The organism is Mucilaginibacter rubeus (genome assembly GCF_003286415.2).
Lineage (GTDB): Bacteria > Bacteroidota > Bacteroidia > Sphingobacteriales > Sphingobacteriaceae > Mucilaginibacter > Mucilaginibacter rubeus_A.
Genome location: NZ_CP043450.1, coordinates 2807007 through 2824651 on the forward strand (window position 1 = coordinate 2807007; position 17645 = coordinate 2824651).

Genomic DNA, 17645 nt, shown 5'->3' on the forward strand with positions numbered 1-17645 from the left:
TTAAAATCACTCCAGTCCTATTAATTTGTAACAACAATTATACGACAGATAAGCGAGGCCCGATTTCAGGCGATTAGTGTATCCCGGGCCTCAATGGTCAGCAATCAATAAATATCGCTTGCAAATTTATAATCAATGTAAACCTTAATGGCTTTGTACGGTAACTATAGTGATGACGATTTGATAACGCTGTTAAGGCAAGATGACATATCTGCTTTTACGGCGATTCATTCGCGCTATTATAAAGCGTTATATCAGCATGCTTATAAAAGACTACCAGACAGGGATACTGTTAAAGATATCCTTCAGGACCTATTTATCTCTATATGGGCCCAAAGGGGATCAATTGACGTTAAAGGTAGTTTAGAGGCTTATTTGTGCACAGCTGTCCGAAACAAAGTTTTAAATTTTTTCAAGCACGAGAAAGTTAAATCTAACTACATCGCCTCGTTGATTCACTTTGAGGAAACCGGTAAGTGCACCACAGACGAAAAGTTAAGGAATAAAGAGCTTATTGCCTTGGTTAAGGCCGAGGTAAACTCTTTACCTCCAAAAATGAAACAGGTATTTGAATTAAGCAGGGATTCGAACTTGTCCCACAACGAAATTGCCGAAATATTAGATATAAGCCCATTAACCGTTAGAAAACAGGTAAATAATTCTTTAAAAATATTGAGGGTGAAATTAGCATCATACCTGCTAACGTTTTTTCTATAACGGCTTTATCAAGGCACGGCATCGTCTAACCATCGAAGACAAGATATCACTTTCAACTATTAATACAATCAAAAGAGTTCATATGGATATTTTAATTATTTGTTCTCCAGTTTATTGAAAAAACAATGATGTTAATTGTCGCACTGGGTCACTCCGGCACCTAAGGGAGATACTAAATTAGAAGCACCTCCCTTTTTCATCTCATCAAATGACTTCTTGCTCCGGATCATTATTCATTAACGATCAAATGCTCAATTTACAACACTTGGAATGGGATCGCCGATAGGATTTACGGAAGTAAAATTGAACCCTAATAACCCAGCGATGGTTTTTGCATATTGATCCTGGTATATCTGTCCGTTATCCTTTACCTCCCCCAAACGTTTTACTTTAGGGCCCAAAACCATTAGCCAGGTATCATTTGCATGCGGAATGCTGGCGCCATGGCTCGTCCATTGGTTTCCATCGCCCCTGCCATGATCAGGCATAATCATAATGGTAGTATTGTTTTTATAAAACGGATCGTTTTGTACATACGTCCACAGTTTACCTATCATGGCGTCTATACTATGTATAGCATCCAGGTAAAAGTCATATCTACCTTCATGCGCCTGGTCGTCGGTATCTGCCAGGTCAAGGTAAACCACTTTGGGGTGTTTGGCCATGATGTATGATTTTGCCAGCGCGTAGGTTGTAGCATCCAGGCGTTCGCCATTACCCCATATTTTAGGTTCATAATGCTGTATTTCGTTAGCCAATTTCTCGGCTTCTGTCAAATCGCTTCCTTTCAGGTCTTCAAACGGATTATTTACCAGCATACCGTTCCGGTTACGGTTAATAATCCTGGCAACGGCATCCCATGAGGCAAAAGCCACCACTTTTTTAGTATATCCCTTTTGCTGATTAATAAATTCCAGCACATTTTTGTTAGGATTATCCGGGTAATCATTTGAATTTACTTTAGGATCGGCATAGCCTGTTAAATTTTCGCTGCGGCCCGGGTATGAGAACCAATAGGTATTTTTAACATTTACCAGGCTTCCCAGATCGCGGTTACCATATAACTGACCATTTTTTTCAATTGTGCTCCAAACAAAAGGCATGAGTTTGGCCCGGCGGTCCTGCTGATCTTCGGCCCAATATTTATTGATACGTTGAGCGGAATCCTGTGAGTTAAATTTTTTACCGGTAATGAGCTGTTTTTCTGCCCCGTGAAAAATTTCTTTCCACCGGAGGCCATCTATAGATATAACTATAATGTTCCCGGATTTAGCAGTATTTTGAGCAGAAACAGATCCTGCACTAAAAAATGCAAATAGGATTAAAACTAATATTTTTTTCATTTTATGAGTTATGGTATTTTATATAAGATGCTTTCGATCTGCCGGGCAGGCCCTTCATCTTTTAAATAGTCTTTATTACTGGTTTTAGTTCCCTGTAAATTGTTTAAATAAGCCCAGGGTTGTTAAAGTTGGGTTTAATCTGGACGCCAGTATTTTTAATCTTACCTTTTGCGCGGTTATGGCGTTAAACCGGATCAATCGTTTCGCGCCAACGGTGGTGCCTTCGGTAGCTTGCTCCCAGGTTGTTCCATTAAAATATTCAAGGCTAAACTTTTCAATACGCTGGCCAACGGTGATGTTTTCCTGAAGGCACAGCACATCAAATGTTTGTGGTTTGCTCAGGATGATCTGTATTACCGACGATGTATCCCGCCCTTTTGTAGTCCAGTAATTGTCCAGACCGCCTTTTGCCAGGGCAGCGGTATTGATGCCATTTTTTGAGCTGATCAGTGCTCCTTTTATAAGGTTGTTTTTAAAAGTTTTGTCGATGATATTTTTCCATTCCAAAAGATTTTTCTGATCGTGCTCATTGATCAGGCCTCTTTTATCAGGCGGGATATTGAGCAGTAAAACCGAATTACGGCCTACAGAACTATAATAGATATCCAATAGCTTTTCGGGAGATTTTACTTTATTGTCCTCCGCCTCATGATAAAACCATCCCGGCCTGATGGATACATCTGTTTCGGCGGGATACCAGGCAAGGGCCTGCGCGTTGCCAATCTTATCCCGGCTACCGAGGTCATCACCCGTCATATCTCCCTTTGGCGCAAAGGCGATATCCTTTTGCGAATTTTGAGCGGTACTGGCATTGGTTTGCTTGTCAATTGGAACAACACTCCACTCCGATAAACGGCCATAACCGCTTTCGGTACCAACCCAGCGTACATCAGGACCCATGATGGCTATAACCGCGCCCGGTTGCAGCTTACGGATCAGGCTATACCATTCTTCAAAATGATATACTGGTTTTTTGCCGTTAGGGCCCTCACCATTAGCACCATCAAACCAAACCTCATCAACCCGGCCGTAATTACTTAATAATTCGGTTAGCTGGTTCATGAAATAGGCGTTATATTTTTCGGAATCGCCATAATCAGGATTATTCCTGTCCCATGGTGAAAGATAAATACCAAAACCAACACCCTGAGCATGGCAGGCCTCGGCAACTTCTTTTACTACATCACCCTGCCCGTTTTTCCAGGGACTATTTTTTACAGAATGTTCAGTGTACTTACTGGGCCACAGACAAAAGCCGTCATGATGTTTGGCCGTAATGATCACCTGTTTTATCCCCGCCTGTTTACTGGTACGTACCCATTGGGCGGCATCCAGCTGAGTTGGATTAAACAGTTTAGTGTCTTCTTTGCCACTGCCCCACTCCTGGTTGGTAAAGGTGTTCATGCCAAAATGGAAAAACGCGGTGAACTCCAACTGCTGCCAGCGTAATTGCCTTGGTGAAGGAGTAATGTGCGCGGCTTTATTTACAATTTCCTGTTTGGAATCGCTTGAGCTAATGGCTGTATAATTTTGTGCATAAGCTGTAGAGCAAAAGCCCATAGCTATTATAGATAATAGATTTTTCATTTACTTAGTTTTCATTTTAGAAACCGGACAATTTATTACCTGGCCCTTTTTTCTAATTCTTCGCGCGGGGCAATCAACAATTTTCCTGCGGCAGCATTTCCTTTAAATGCTTGTGCCCTTATTTGGTAGATACCTTTGGGAATAACTATTGGAGTGCCGTTATAACGGGCGCAAGATGTATCAGGGTTGGTATTATCAAGGGTGTAGTAAATATTCAGACTGTCGATATCGGTACTAAGCGAAACCAATAACTGTTTTTGCTCATCAAGTTTTGCAGTTGCAAGCACATCAAAGGCTGCTTTGGAATAATTGATTTGCGCAGCATCCAAAATTTTAAATTGAGGCTCTAATTTTTTTTGAAAACCAATCCAATTTTGTTTTGCCTGTGGCGACCAAAAAACTTCGGATAATGCCAGTGATCGCGGCCATGTCATGTATTCGGCATGCCGCCCGTTAGGCACAGCCTCCGACCATAAATTGCCCTGTCCTCCCAAAACCAATGTGCTGTCTATTCCTGTTGGAACAGGGTTCCATTGATACGCTGTTTGTAAACGCAACATGTCGTATGTGTCAGGTTCTAACAGCGGATCTCCCTGGTAAAGATCCAGGTATGTATTACTGCTCGGAGTAAAAATAACCTGATGCCCTTGTTTGGCGGCATCTATCCCCCCCTGCATACCTTGCCAGCTCATCACTGTTGCTTCAGGAGCCAGCCCACCTTCCAGAATTTCATTCCAGCCAATTAATTTTTTCTTCTTTTTCTTCAGGATTTTTTCTACTCTTTTTATAAAATAGCTTTGTAATTCATGCGCCGTCTTTATCCCCTGTTGTTTCATAAAATCCTGCACAACTGCCGACTGCTGCCAGAAGTACTTTGTGGCTTCGTCGCCGCCGATATGGATGTAATCTCCCGGAAATAAAGCAGCTACTTCAATAAAAACTTTATCCAGAAAGGTATACACGCGTTCGTCTGCGGGGTTTAAGGTATTATCGTCAATATTATAAAATTTACTTCCGGGGTTTACGGGGTAAATGTAGCCTGTTGCAGACAAATAAGGATAGGCTGCAATGGCTGCCAACGAATGACCTGGGACATCAATTTCGGGCACAATGGTTATATTTCTTTCGGCTGCGTAGGCAATAACTTCTTTTATATCCTGCTGCGTATAATACCCGCCATAAGTAGCCTTTTCGTTTTTTTGAGGCGGATCATAAGACCACCACTGCCCTGTTCTGGGCACGCGCCAGGCACCCACTTCCGTTAAGCGGGGCAGTGATTTTATTTCAATGCGCCATCCCTGATCGTCTGTTAAGTGCCAGTGAAATATATTGAATTTATAGCGGGCCATATCATCAATATATTTTTTCACAAAGTCTTTTGAAAAAAAGTGCCGGCTTACATCAAGCATCAACCCGCGCCATTTTAACCGGGGATAATCAATGATTTCTACAGCAGGCAGGCTATGTTGCTGCTTATTGGCTTCGCTTGAAAGAGAAAGCAGTTGCCGCATGGTTTGTAAGCCATAAAATATACCTGCTGTTTTACGTGCCTGCAGTTTTACTTCATGCTCCGTAATGGATAGCTCGTAACCTTCGTCATTAATTGGATTGTTTAATGCGGGGTTCAACAATAGCTTAATAGAGCGTTCCGAAGCAGTTGTTTTGTTTTTTACAGGCAATGGAAAACCCAGCAGCGTGTTGATCCATTCATTAGCACGGTTGCCCTGGGCGGTAAGCTCGGGGCTACCTGACGGAATGATCAAGGAGGTATGGTTGTCAATTACAAATGTACCTTTACCCTGAACCAAAGATACCGGCTCGGGAACAACGGCTGTGTAATTTTGCGCATGAGCTACAGAGCAAAAGCTTATCGCTAATACCAATAATAGATTTTTCATTTACTTAATTAACGTTTCGTATTTAATATATTCATCATCAAAGCTACCATCATTATAGAGGTTTAATAACGAGTATCCAGGTTCTGTTTGTTTATACGAACTTTTACCGTCATCGCCGGGTTCCCACCAAAAACCACTTGTGGCCCCATTACACAAATAACTTACACCGTTATACCAAACCTTATCCAGTAAATGAACATGCCCGCTCAGGCATATCCTGATGTTTTTATTATGGTTAAACACCTCTATAAATTTCATAATATCCAGGTGATTGTAGCTGCCTTCTACCTTAAACGGCCCTATAGCCCCGGGTTTGTTATCGGTAATGCCTGTGCAACTCAGCAAGGGGTAATGCGACATGATGAGTGTTGGTTTATCCTGGTGGCTTTGTACATCGTGCACAAACCAGTTCCATTGTTCATCATCAAGCATACCCGGCGTTTTGGGATGATTACTGTCAAGCATAATAAAATGCCAGCCGTTTTTGTCAAAACTATAATAGTTATTTTGCAACCCCAGCATTTTAAGCACACCAGGTTTACCAAATAACTCGTCGCCTTTTCCCTGCCACCACATATCATGGTTACCCAATACACTGTACATTGGAATATCTTTTACCAGGGCCATGCTATCTTTCCAGCATGACCATAATTCCAGCACCCTCTCCTTTTTTATATCGTTGTAGTCTGCCGCGTAAATCGAGTCGCCACCGTTCAGGATCAGGTCTACATTATCCTTGCGGATCATCTCCAGGCATTTTTTAAACCGCGCTACCGCATTATATTCAGGCCGGATATGAACATCTGTAATATGTGCTATCCGCAAAACCTTCTGCTTTTTATGGGCGTTAACAGCAGACATGGCTGCCATCGGCTTATTCAAGGCTATTGTTCCGGCAGCCAACCCTACCCTTTTTATTAGATCTCTTCTTTTCATATTTGTGCTATAATAGGTTGCGTAATCTGTTAATCACAGGCTGTTGACAGCTATATTGCAACCTGGTGTATCATAAAGAACCCTTCCGGAGAAGGGCTCTTTTTAACAACAATGCCGTTACCACCCCGGCTAAAGCTGTTAGTCATTTACCAACCCGGATTTTGTTTTATTTTAGGATTTACGGTAGTTTCCTGTAAGGAAATAGGTAAAAGATAATCCCGGCCCGGATTAAAGTTGTAGCCATTGGCCATGCTGCTCACCTGTGCATAAGGCTGTATATATCCCTGTGCATTAACAAACAGGTTTTTCCCAATAACAATAGTTGGCAAAACAGTCAGGAATTGTTTGGCCATTGTTCCTAATGGTTGTTTATGCACAACAAGTGCAGATGCTGCAGCCCAGCGGCATATATCATCAAAACGATAACCCTCGCAGGCTAATTCAACCCGGCGCTCCCGCCTAACCTCATTGATAACGGGCGACAGTTCCGGGAAAGCCCATTTAGGATCTGTACCGATACTGCTGATATTTAAATGAGGCATTTTCACCCTATCCCTTAATTTATTGATGGTATTATCTGCATCGGCCTGGGTCAGTACGCCTAATTCGGCACGCGCTTCCGCGTAAATCAATAAAATTTCGGCATAACGCATGTAAATAACCCCATCTGTACCTCCGGGTCCGTTATGGCTATCCTGGAAAAAGTCGGTATTCAACCCTTTTCTAATCTGGAAACCCGTTGTACAATTGTCGCCTGCTATCAGTGCGGGGTAAGTGAACAGTTTAATTGGTGTTCCGCCTGGCACGTTTGATATCACCGTATCGCCATACAAAAACACACTTTGCCTTAATCGCGGATCGCGGTTTTTAACAACATGACTAAGCGAATCATCGCCTTTATATTGCGGGCTTATACTGGCTGGTTGGCCATCTGTACATAAATAATCATCTACCAAACTTTTTGAAATACCTGTAGATTCAGATCCATCGGAACCAAACTGGTAATAATTTTGCCAGTAGGTGGTGATGCCTGCCTGTTGGTTATAGGCCCCCCAAAACATGATCTCTTTGCTGCTTGTATAATCTGTTTGGTTAAACAAATTAAAATATCCGTTAGGTATGCCTGCATTATCAAGTTGATATGTACCTGAGGTGATAACCTGATTGGCAGCATCAGACGCTAATTGCAGATATTTACTACCATTTTGACCGCTTACACCAAACACATCATTGGCATGATATTTTTCCCATGTGCCTTCAAACAAGCATACCCGTGCTTTAAAACCCTGGGCATATTCCTTATATAAACGCTGCGATTGGGCTTTGCTTTTAGCGGGGAGTTTTGCAATTGCCTTATCCAAATCGTTAACTATAGAATCTATCACTACATTGCGCGGCAGCCTGGGGGCATTCAACAGATCTTTATCGTCAATGTTCAGGGGTTTATTCACCCAAGGCATATCGCCATAACTTTTAACTGCCTTATAATATAGCATAGCCCTGAAAAAATAAGCCTCGCCCACATAGGGAGCAATATCACTTGCCGATGCGTTTACTTTCTGATAGTTAGCCAAAAAATAATTCACATTACGGATGCTGCTCCAATCGGCATAACCACCGCTGCCGGCAACAGTTAATTCTCCGTTCAGTCTGGCATTTTCGCCCTGCGGAACCATATTGTCGCTGTTTTCGTCAACGCTGTATATACCTAAGCTGCTATAACCCCGATAATGCGGAAATATTCCGTCAATGCCATAAAGGTTATTCATATAGTTCTGCAGATCATTAGCAGTATTCCAGTACGATGATTCGGTAAGTTTGGTAGGTGGAGTTTGATTTAACAATGTATCCTTTTTGCAGGAAACAATGGCCATCAAGACAATTGCTATATAGAGATATGTGATTTTTATCGGTTTCATAAACTCAGATCGTTAAATGTTATTTAATATTCATTTGTAGGCCGAAAGAAAAGCTGCGTTGCAGCGGATAGATCTTTTCATCCGACTGCAGCAGTTCAGGATCAACGTATTGGTGTTTCAGAGCGCCGGTAAATGTGAGTGCATTATCAACACTGCCATATAGTTTTAGCTGATAAACATGGAATTTTTGAGTAAGGCTATTAGGAAAGGTATAACCCAATTGCACATTCTTTAAACGCATGTACGCGGCATTTAACAAATAACCAGATTGGGTGATTTGATTTTTACTGCTGCCGTTGTTGATATCCAATCTTGGGAAATAGCCATTCGTGTTAGTAGGTGTCCACCTGTCGTCCAATTTAGGTGTTATAGTACTTTGATATTCTGAAGTAAGTCCCCAGAAGTAGTTATTGCCAGGGGCGTAATCTGTGTGTCCCTGTCCCTGGATAAATACATAAAGCTCTATTCCTCGCCAATTTACTCCCGTCGAAAAGCCGTACAAATATTTCGGTGTAGTGTTACCAATAATGGTTCGGTCTCCCGGATCACCAACTGTATTGCTTCCATAGGTAATTTTGCCATCCTTATTCAGGTCTGCATATTGTATATCTCCGGGCTTATAACCGCTGGCGTTAATGGCATCCTGGTTTGGCGCGGCGCTAACCTGCGCTTGCGTTTGAAATTTGCCTACAGTTTTGAAACCCCATATAGCGCCCAATTGCTGGCCAACATAAGGCTGATTAATAAATTGCTGCGGATTAGCGTCATATTTGGTTATCTTTCCCTTATAGTGGCCTATATTGGCTCTTGCTATCACACCAAATTCGCCAAACTGATGCTTCCACGAAGCAGTAAGATCCCAGCCCTTGGTGCTCGAAGAAGCGTTGTTTACTGTTGGAGCAGCAATGCCCAATGTTCCCGGAGGCGTGGTAGACGGAGCAAACTGATCAGTTATCTTTTTATTGTACCAATCGGCTGTGATACTGAAATCTGTTAGGAAATCTACATCAATCCCGATATCAAGCATTGATGGTTTTGCCCAGGTTAAGGTAGGACTAATCAAATTTCCTGGATTAGAAACATAAGGCAAACGCCCTCCGCTTCCCGGGTTAAAAATCCATTGGCTATTAGTTGCAGGGTTGGTTTGTAAACTACTAAGAGCCGGATAATAAACCGCCGGAGAGGCATTCAGGAAGTATGAAATATCGCCCAAACCGCCATAAGATGCTCTTAATTTGAGGTTGCTTACCCATTTTTCAATTGGTTTAAAAAAAGCTTCTTTTGACATGTTCCATCCCACAGATCCCGAACTGAATAAATGATATCTTGAGCTTTGTGGGAAAAGCGAAGTGCCCATATAGCTTGCATTAGCCTCAACCAGGTACTTCTCTTTATAATTATAATTAATACGGCCAATGGTACTGTTAGTAGCCCAGCTATATCCGCCGGCATCTGTTGTAGATGGCGTTGTGCCGCTGGTAAGCGCGAGCGATGGCTGATTAGTGCTATATAAGTATTGATTATATCCACTCAGGTTTGAATAGGTTTTTTGTTCGGTTTGCTCACCTACCAATACTTTAAAAAAGTGACCACCTATGCGTTTTTCATAGCTGGTGAAAACATTGTAGTTATAATAACTGGTTAAGCCATAATTTTCATTGATGGAAGATATGGTGTTACTTAGTGTATGCGAATTATTTGGAGTAGAATAGTAATACGGCAAAACGGTTGATGTAATGTTATAACTGTTATAGTCATAACTATAATGACCGGTAATATCCCAACCAGATATTGGTTTAATGGTAATGTCACCACTGATACGGCTATTGTTTGTACGGCTGTTGTTTGCGCCACCTTGCTGCAGCTGTGCTATGTATGAATTGGAATCATAGCCGCCGTTAGGATCAGTTAATGCAACAATAGGCCATAACCTTGCTATCTGGTGAAAAAAGTTACCGCCGGTATTGGCCCCGCCATTGTAGGGATAATGGTCATTTTCCTGCGAAAAAGATGTTTTTAAGCTAAAAGTTACATACTTATTAAGATCGGCAGTAACGTTTGCCCTGATATTATTACGCAGATAGTTGTCATCAGCATAATTAAATAACCCATTTTTTTTGGTCGACCCTAATCCGATAAAATAGGTTATTTTATCACTGCCTCCATCAAGGCTCATATTGTGCTGTTGGCTGGCCGACCATTTTTTAAGGTAGATCTTAAACCAATCGTTATTTGCGTTTCCAAATACCGGATCATAAGTAGCCCAACTGTTGCTTCCCGGTACCGGAATAGTAGCAGGTACGTTTTTCGGATCGGCCAAATACGCTTTTATCCTTGTTATAGCGTCATCCGTTACCAGCGGCGGTAAACCCGCGTTAGTATAAGCTTCATTATAAGTATTTGCCCATGTCAGTGAATTAGACATCGTGGGCTCATTTAATGGTTGCGAATAAGAGAAGTTGTTGGAATAACTTAAACGTGGCGCCTGGTTCTTTTTGCCCTGTTTAGTGCTGATCAGCAAAACCCCGTTTGGTGCCCTTGAACCATAAACGGCCGAAGAAGCCGCATCCTTTAATAAACTGATATTGTCAATATCATTAACATTGATGGAGTTGATATCCGTTTCTACACCGTCAACCAATACCAGCGGACTGGCAAGCTGGCCACCGTAACCGGTAAAACCACGCACGTTGATACTTTTTTTTGCATCGGGAGAACCACCGCCATAGTTGGTAGTGATATTCAGATTGGCCATCATGCCCTGCAAAGCGTCGCCTACGTTAGTTACCGGTCTGCTTTGCAAATCTTTGCCTTTTATTTGATCAACTGCACCCGTAAGGTCAACCTTTTTCTGAGTACCGAAGCCCACAACCACAACTTCGTTAAGATCACTTTTATGTGGTATTAGCTGGACATTAATTTCTACCCTACCATTAATAGCAACTTCCTGTGTTTCATAGCCCAAAAAGCTAAAAACGAGTACGCCGCTGGCTTGAGGTAGTGATAAGGCATAATTACCTTTGTTGTCGGTTGCCATTGAAACAGATGATCCTTTTAAATTAACAGTTACACCGGGCAGGGGTATTCCGTTTTCGTCGGTTAACTGTCCCTTAACTATTACATTCGCAGCCTCTACAACCGATACCTGCGGGTTCTTTCTTTGAACTACGATTGTTTTGTCAACAATAGTATAAGTTAATGGCTGATCTTTAAAGCATTCTGTAAGTGTCTGTTGCAGCGTAGCATGACTTAATGAAATATCAATGTTATGGGTACCATGCAATACCTGGTCTTCGTACCAGATAATATATTTGGTTTGGTTTTGTATGGCAGTAAAAACCTTTTTTAGGGAAATGTTCTTTTCTGAAAGTGTTACTTGCTGCGCATATCCTGTAGCTGATGCCTGCAAACAGGCCAATGTCATAAAAAAAACTACAAATTTCATAACCATGAAAGTTTTAATGAGTTGCCTGTGTTTAAAAAACAAAGGCCTGAAAAGCGTATAAAAATTCATACTTTAGGAGTTAGGTTAACTGGATAGATTATCTGAAACTGGATTTTTTATCCTGATAAAATCAGGAAAGGGTTAACCAAATACTACCCCGGCGGTGTTCGTAGCACTGCCGGATTTTTTTTGTAACCGCATGATGGGGTGGTAAGTATCTTTTATGCCATGTGTTATTGTTTAAGGTGACTATTCGGTTAATTTGATAAGGTTTAGGGGGTTACTATTAATTTTTTTCCGGCTGCCCTAAAATGTATTTTATTTATTTCCAGCACTTTCAACAAAACAGACAAGTTTGATTCGCGGGATATACCTCCTGTAAATAAGCGTGCAGGTATATCTCCCTGGTACTCCACATCTACATCATACCACCTGGATACCTGCCGCATAATGGTTTTTAAATCTTCATTTACAAACAGGGTTTGCCCGTTTTTCCAGGCCATAACTTCGTTGATATCCGCGTCATTTGTAACAGATAATTTCCCGTCTGTATTAAGTTGCGCCTGTTGGCCCGGCTTTAACATTCCCGTTATTTTGTTTTTTACAATTCTTACCGATCCCTCCAGCAACGTTGTTTTGATCAGGGGCTCATCACTGTAGGCCATAATGTTAAAGTGTGTGCCTAAAACCTGCACTTCTTCTTTATCATTTACATTAATTTTAAATGGCATATTTTTATTTTTTGCCACTTCAAAATAGGCTTCGCCTGTAACGGTCACCCTGCGTTCGGTTCCGGAAAAAGCGATGGGATATGTGATAGATGAGGAAGCATTGAGCCATACCCTGGTACCATCGGATAATTCCAGATCATATTTGCCGCCGCGGGGCGTTGTCATAGTATTGTATATAGGGATAGTAGTGCCGGCAAGTGTTTTGTTATAGACAATATGGCCATTTGCCGATTTTATAATTTTCGTATTACCCTGCTGCACAAGCAGTCCGTTCCGGGCTGAGTCTAAAACTATTTGTGAGCCATTGCCAAGTGTTAATATGGCCTTATTGCCCCCCGGTTTTTTATCAAAAGCCTTTGGCTTATTTATAGCCGTTAACACTGCGGGCTTCGGTTTATTATTTTTAAGAAGATACACCCCGCATAATATGAACAAGAGTATGGCAGCCGCCAATTTAGTCCAGGTTAATATGCTATGTTTAAACTTTTTTCCAGATGATGATTGATGCACAAAGATGCGGTTGAGGATCTCTTGCTGCCTGTAAGCAGGTAATATGCGTTCTTCGCTTTCTTTATTTAAAAAATCGCCAAACAATTCTGTTACCTGTTGCTCGTTCTGCGGATCATTGATATATAAAAAAAGCTCCTGAGTTTCTTGCTCCGATGTCTCTTTGTTCATATACCTGTCCAGTAAATTACCGAGTTGTTTATTATCCATGATAATGAAAGGGATTGGTTACGGGAAAGCAGATCGCGTATGTGGCCCTTTATATACACTGACACACAGTAAGAAAGCGAGGGTGAGTTGAAAATAACTTTTTTATGATATTTACAATAACTAACTAATAGTCAAGTATATAAATTTCATTATTTAAAAAGCCAACAAAACAGGATAAGGCTATTAATACGGACAAAATGGGTCCTGATAAATTTCAGGGCCAGTTTCATATGAGTGTGAACTGTTGAGGAGGAGATATTTAAACGGCCAGCCACTTCGCTATATTTTAATCCTTCCTGATGGCATAATGTATAGATAAGTTTTTGCTGGGGCGTAAGACCATTTATAGCCTGGTTAAGTGACCGCTCCATGTCCCGATAAATAACATCCTCTTCTGTATTATTTACTTCCCCGGTCATTTGTTTGCTCAGTTCTGAAGCAAGCAGGTTTTCATGAGCAATGCGCCTTAATGTGTTGTATGCGTAATTGCGACATATGCGATTGAGATAAGCCCCCAGGTTTTCAATCTCCGGAAGATTTTGTCGGTTAAGCCAAATTTTCAGGAAAACCTCCTGTAAAATTTCTTCAGCGAGCTCTTCTGACCGTGTAAGCTTAAGCGCAAATGGATAAATCATTTTAGAATAATGCTCAAAAAGAACCGTAAATGACTTCTGATCACCGGAAGCAATCCTATGCATAAGCATTTTATCAGTATCTATTGAGCTACTCTGCAACATGTTAAAAAACAAAATTGTTCATTTCCATGTAGTGAATATATATCGAAAACTACCATCAGTTTACTTTAACATAGCGCAAACGTTTGCTTTAATTCAGCTGATTTTTAAAGAAATAACAGGAAGTATCGTCAGCAAGTGCCGTAAAAATGACTACCTGACAGCAGATTTATTCAGAAAGGAAAAATACCTGTAGAGACGCAAGAGGCACTCATAAATCACCAGCGCAAACGCTTGCGTAAAGAATTAAAAATAAGACAATTACAAAATAGGATTTTTCAAATTGTTTATATAGAGCCTGGCCCCCCCCCCCTTAAAACCTACAATACGTGCCCAATCAACTACTTAGAAATTTAGACTTTCTTTTTGAGGTTAGCAAGGAAAACCGATAGAAAACCACTCATCAAGCCACTTATATAATCCTAACAGTCTGTTTTTTTTATTTAATTAAAAGAAAAGAAATCGGGTCCGTTGCCGGCAATGATCTTTTCCATTTGAATGCCAAACTCGCGTTTGAGCGTCTTTAGGCAGTGCACGGCGGTAAACATGGTGTTTTAAGCAACTTGTGACAAATAACAACAGCTTTTGACGTTTCCTTTCAACACAGTATAGATATATAATTATCTAATTTTCAACTCACTAAAAAAACAAAAACCTTCCCGGTAGAAACGGGGAGGTTTTTCAATTATCGAGATCGTACATATTACAGTTCACCTTATCAACGGAGATACCCTTTCCGGCTCTTTAGTCACCAATAGCAAACGTAAATCACCAATGCAGTTGACGGTTTTAAACAGGTTGAAACAACCACCTGCTTATTAAACAATTATTAAGGAGAACATTTAATCTGTATTTGTTGTTGTTGTGTTCCACGGCTTATGATCTGAATAACCATCTTCGCGAACGATGTTAGTACCGGAAATTTCATAATTATTCTTGCAATTCTTACCATAAGTAAGCGCGTTGATATTTTCAAACCGGTTGTTGTCGGAGCCTTTTCCTATATTAAAGAGCCCGGAACAAGAACCTGTAATTACGTTATTATCAGCTTCGATAAGCCCACCGAGTATCCCGGGCCGGGCAACAATGGTATTATTATTGCCAAAAACCCTAATATTAGTATCGCCAATGTTATTATAATCTCCTACTACAAAATTCCCGCTTGAATTATAAATTGAAGAAATCGTAGGAAAAACGTTGTTATTACCCCTGATACATGAATATTCAACAAATCCGGGTCGGATATTTCCACTGCCGATTACAAAGCCAAATTCTCCACCCGTACCACGGGTTGAACCAACAACGTTGTTGTCCCCATTCGTATAAGTGAAATCACTACTAGATAATAATTTATTGAAACTCCCTACAATTATAGATAATTGGGAGTTATAAATGTCATTATTTGCTCCGTCAATATATAATATTGAACTTTGTATTATAGTGGTATTTCCCAAAGTTGCGGCTGATACCTGAGAATCGATTATGACATTTCTAAGTAAGGCTCGTTCTCCCCCGTTATCGGTCAGCGGACTTACACGGCTGTTTGTAATTGTGTTTCTGCTGGAATAAGCAGGAAGAAACACAAGATTGGAATTCTCATTTATAAGATTATGGCTACAATTATCTCCCAGCGCAATTTGCGGAATGTCTGCAGCATTGACATTGGTATTTCCTGCGATATAATTTTCAAAACAGTTTTGGCCAAAAGTTGGAACTTCTCCCATAATTGCAGGCACGGGGTTCTGCATATCCTGATCTAAAATGTAGGGCGCAGGTACATTGTCTGCGTCCGGATAAAACTGAACAATTACGTTGCCACCAGTTCCAGGTGCTAAAGAAGCGAAGCCACTATGTAGCTCGCTGGCAGTAACAGCTTCGGTATTATCAAACGGCGGAATGGTATAACTTACACCGTTTACGAGGCAATAGCTTTCTACATCACATTTACCCACTGCATAAACTTCGAAGCCAAAATCTGAGAAATTTTTATAAATCCATGCCTCCGTCGGATAAGGCTGGACAATCGGGGCTTTCAAGAGGTTTGCACGGAATGACCTGATCACAATATTCACCTGCGAGTAATCATTGGTATTTTCCGAGCTTTGCTGTTCCGCAAAAACTTTAAATTGGCTGTAGCCATAGCTGCCATGAGTAACCTCGCCCCAGGTTAAAACCTTACGATGGTCATAGGGGGCATCGTTGTTATGGTCGTCAACCCGCCTGGTTATCCAGCCTGGCCGGGTTATAGCCGGGGTAGCGGGGCCTGCCGGTGTCAATACAGGCTCAGCAGGTTCTGTGTTCAAATAAACCTGTACAGCGCAGTTCCCTGTTATATTTTGCTGCAATACTAAGCCGCCGGTCAGGACTTCATCATAGTTAACTACAGGTACCTGCGCGGCCTGGATTGTAAAATTGGTACCGTTGATCTTTATTTTAAAATCGGGGCCATCATACTGGCCGCCCGCCTCAATTAGTGAATAAACAACAACATTAACAAATGGATAATTGGCATGGCGGTAAAAATCATCTTCGGAGATTTGGGTATCAGCGGCAGAAGCATGTAATTCGTAGCCTCCGTTAAGGCTTGAATACTGGGCCTGGATATCCACGATTATCCTTTTACCTGCAGAACCATCCAAACCCGGAATATCTTCCGTTTGTTGAAAGTGCACATGAAAATCTCCTGCGTATCCAGGCTTTAAAATATTCCTGGTAAAATCATAGGCTATCTTATCATCAGGGTGCTCGGGGGATATAGCCTCAGAAGCGAACCCAGTCTTACTGATAGCGGTTATCAGCAGGGGTTCAATGGCGGCGTCTTTTTTTACAGCGTTTGAAACCGGTTGTAGGTACTGTGTAGCATAGTCGGTAACGACATAAAGCTGCCCTGGTACCAGGTTTTCACTATCAACAAGAGCTTTCAATTCTGCATAGGTATGGGAGATCGCCGGTTTTAAAGCCGTACTATCATTTGAAGGTGTTATCCATTCGTAATCAAAATTTTCATCACTCGCTTTAGCCAGTAGTTGGCCTTTTGATCCCCCCGTTTGACTTTCAAGTATATGGTTGATTTGCCCCTGTAATTTTCCAAACGCCGTTAATACATTGTCTGTCGAAACAACCGGAACAGTCACATTGAAGTTTATACCAGCAAGCACCGTATCTAATAAGTTCTGCCCTCCTGCACTGGCAGCCCATTGATTATTATCAGTATTCCAGATATACATCTGTGCGTCGGTAGTAGGCCCCTGATCCACAAATGCGTAATCTCCAGCCACGCCCGTAGGTACCGATGATTGTAAAGTCTCCAAGGATATAAAATATCCCCTGAAGTGCTCACGCAAAACCGCCAGTTTATTCTTTTCCTCAAATGTAAAGTTCTCCTGACTTAATTGATAACCGGTAAGCTTATCTACCTTTCCGGTTGAAAGATCATCTGCTTCCTGTTCCAACCTGTCCCGAAGTAACTTGACCAATTCTCTTAATTTAACGCCCTGAGTTTTTTTAAGAAGAGGATTATAACCACTTGATGCGTTGATAACATCATCAATATATGCATCTTCAATTGGTGGGATTTGTGCCATTTTTTTTTAATTAATATTTCTAAAGAAACAATTT

At 41.3% G+C, this 17645-nt stretch carries 10 protein-coding genes; 1 reads left to right on the top strand and 9 read right to left on the bottom strand.

Translation table 11 applies throughout. From position 1 onward, the window contains the following. The first annotated feature begins 147 nt into the window (after positions 1-147). Positions 148-717 (top strand): RNA polymerase sigma factor, encoded by a 570-nt coding sequence (locus tag DEO27_RS11335; RefSeq protein ID WP_112566275.1) that lies wholly within the window; start codon positions 148-150, stop codon positions 715-717. 251 nt (positions 718-968) lie between these two features. Here the strand turns inward: DEO27_RS11335 and DEO27_RS11340 are convergent, their stop codons facing one another. The 9 genes from DEO27_RS11340 to DEO27_RS11380 all read right to left on the bottom strand — a co-directional run bounded on the left by DEO27_RS11340 (position 969) and on the right by DEO27_RS11380 (position 17611). Then, the gene (locus DEO27_RS11340) at positions 969-2060 is read right to left on the bottom strand and encodes an alkaline phosphatase family protein (RefSeq protein WP_112566272.1); all 1092 of its coding nucleotides are present in this window, start codon (positions 2058-2060) and stop codon (positions 969-971) included. An 84-nt stretch (positions 2061-2144) separates the two neighbouring features. Beyond that, a complete protein-coding gene (locus DEO27_RS11345; protein ID WP_112566269.1) occupies positions 2145-3647 on the bottom strand; it encodes an alpha-L-fucosidase in 1503 nt (500 codons plus the stop codon). Positions 3648-3682: 35 nt separating this feature from the next. Beyond that, complete coding sequence (locus DEO27_RS11350) at positions 3683-5545, bottom strand: beta-N-acetylhexosaminidase (RefSeq protein ID WP_112566266.1); 1863 nt, start codon at positions 5543-5545, stop codon at positions 3683-3685. Next, positions 5546-6481, bottom strand: a complete 936-nt coding sequence (locus DEO27_RS11355; RefSeq protein WP_112566263.1) for a metallophosphoesterase family protein — start codon at positions 6479-6481, stop codon at positions 5546-5548. Positions 6482-6627: 146 nt separating this feature from the next. Next, positions 6628-8400 carry a RagB/SusD family nutrient uptake outer membrane protein gene (locus DEO27_RS11360; protein WP_112566261.1) on the bottom strand — a complete coding sequence of 591 codons (1773 nt, stop codon included), beginning with the start codon at positions 8398-8400 and terminating at the stop codon, positions 6628-6630. A 19-nt stretch (positions 8401-8419) separates the two neighbouring features. Continuing rightward, positions 8420-11845, bottom strand: coding sequence for a TonB-dependent receptor (locus DEO27_RS11365; RefSeq protein WP_190295385.1), 3426 nt, complete (start codon positions 11843-11845; stop codon positions 8420-8422). A gap of 272 nt (positions 11846-12117) precedes the next feature. Further along, positions 12118-13293 (bottom strand): FecR family protein, encoded by a 1176-nt coding sequence (locus DEO27_RS11370; RefSeq protein WP_112566255.1) that lies wholly within the window; start codon positions 13291-13293, stop codon positions 12118-12120. Positions 13294-13442: 149 nt separating this feature from the next. Beyond that, a complete protein-coding gene (locus DEO27_RS11375) occupies positions 13443-13991 on the bottom strand; it encodes an RNA polymerase sigma factor (RefSeq protein ID WP_223818222.1) in 549 nt (182 codons plus the stop codon). A gap of 878 nt (positions 13992-14869) precedes the next feature. Next, positions 14870-17611, bottom strand: coding sequence for a hypothetical protein (locus DEO27_RS11380; protein ID WP_112566246.1), 2742 nt, complete (start codon positions 17609-17611; stop codon positions 14870-14872). Positions 17612-17645 lie beyond the last annotated feature (34 nt).

Excerpts from the sequence above, each read along its gene's own strand:
- DEO27_RS11335 (WP_112566275.1), top strand. The coding sequence starts at position 148 with ATGGCTTTGTACGGTAACTATAGTGATGACGATTTGATAACGCTGTTA.
- DEO27_RS11340 (WP_112566272.1), bottom strand. The coding sequence starts at position 2,060 with ATGAAAAAAATATTAGTTTTAATCCTATTTGCATTTTTTAGTGCAGGA.
- DEO27_RS11345 (WP_112566269.1), bottom strand. The coding sequence starts at position 3,647 with ATGAAAAATCTATTATCTATAATAGCTATGGGCTTTTGCTCTACAGCT.
- DEO27_RS11350 (WP_112566266.1), bottom strand. The coding sequence starts at position 5,545 with ATGAAAAATCTATTATTGGTATTAGCGATAAGCTTTTGCTCTGTAGCT.
- DEO27_RS11355 (WP_112566263.1), bottom strand. The coding sequence starts at position 6,481 with ATGAAAAGAAGAGATCTAATAAAAAGGGTAGGGTTGGCTGCCGGAACA.
- DEO27_RS11360 (WP_112566261.1), bottom strand. The coding sequence starts at position 8,400 with ATGAAACCGATAAAAATCACATATCTCTATATAGCAATTGTCTTGATG.
- DEO27_RS11365 (WP_190295385.1), bottom strand. The coding sequence starts at position 11,845 with ATGAAATTTGTAGTTTTTTTTATGACATTGGCCTGTTTGCAGGCATCA.
- DEO27_RS11370 (WP_112566255.1), bottom strand. The coding sequence starts at position 13,293 with ATGGATAATAAACAACTCGGTAATTTACTGGACAGGTATATGAACAAA.
- DEO27_RS11375 (WP_223818222.1), bottom strand. The coding sequence starts at position 13,991 with ATGCATAGGATTGCTTCCGGTGATCAGAAGTCATTTACGGTTCTTTTT.
- DEO27_RS11380 (WP_112566246.1), bottom strand. The coding sequence starts at position 17,611 with ATGGCACAAATCCCACCAATTGAAGATGCATATATTGATGATGTTATC.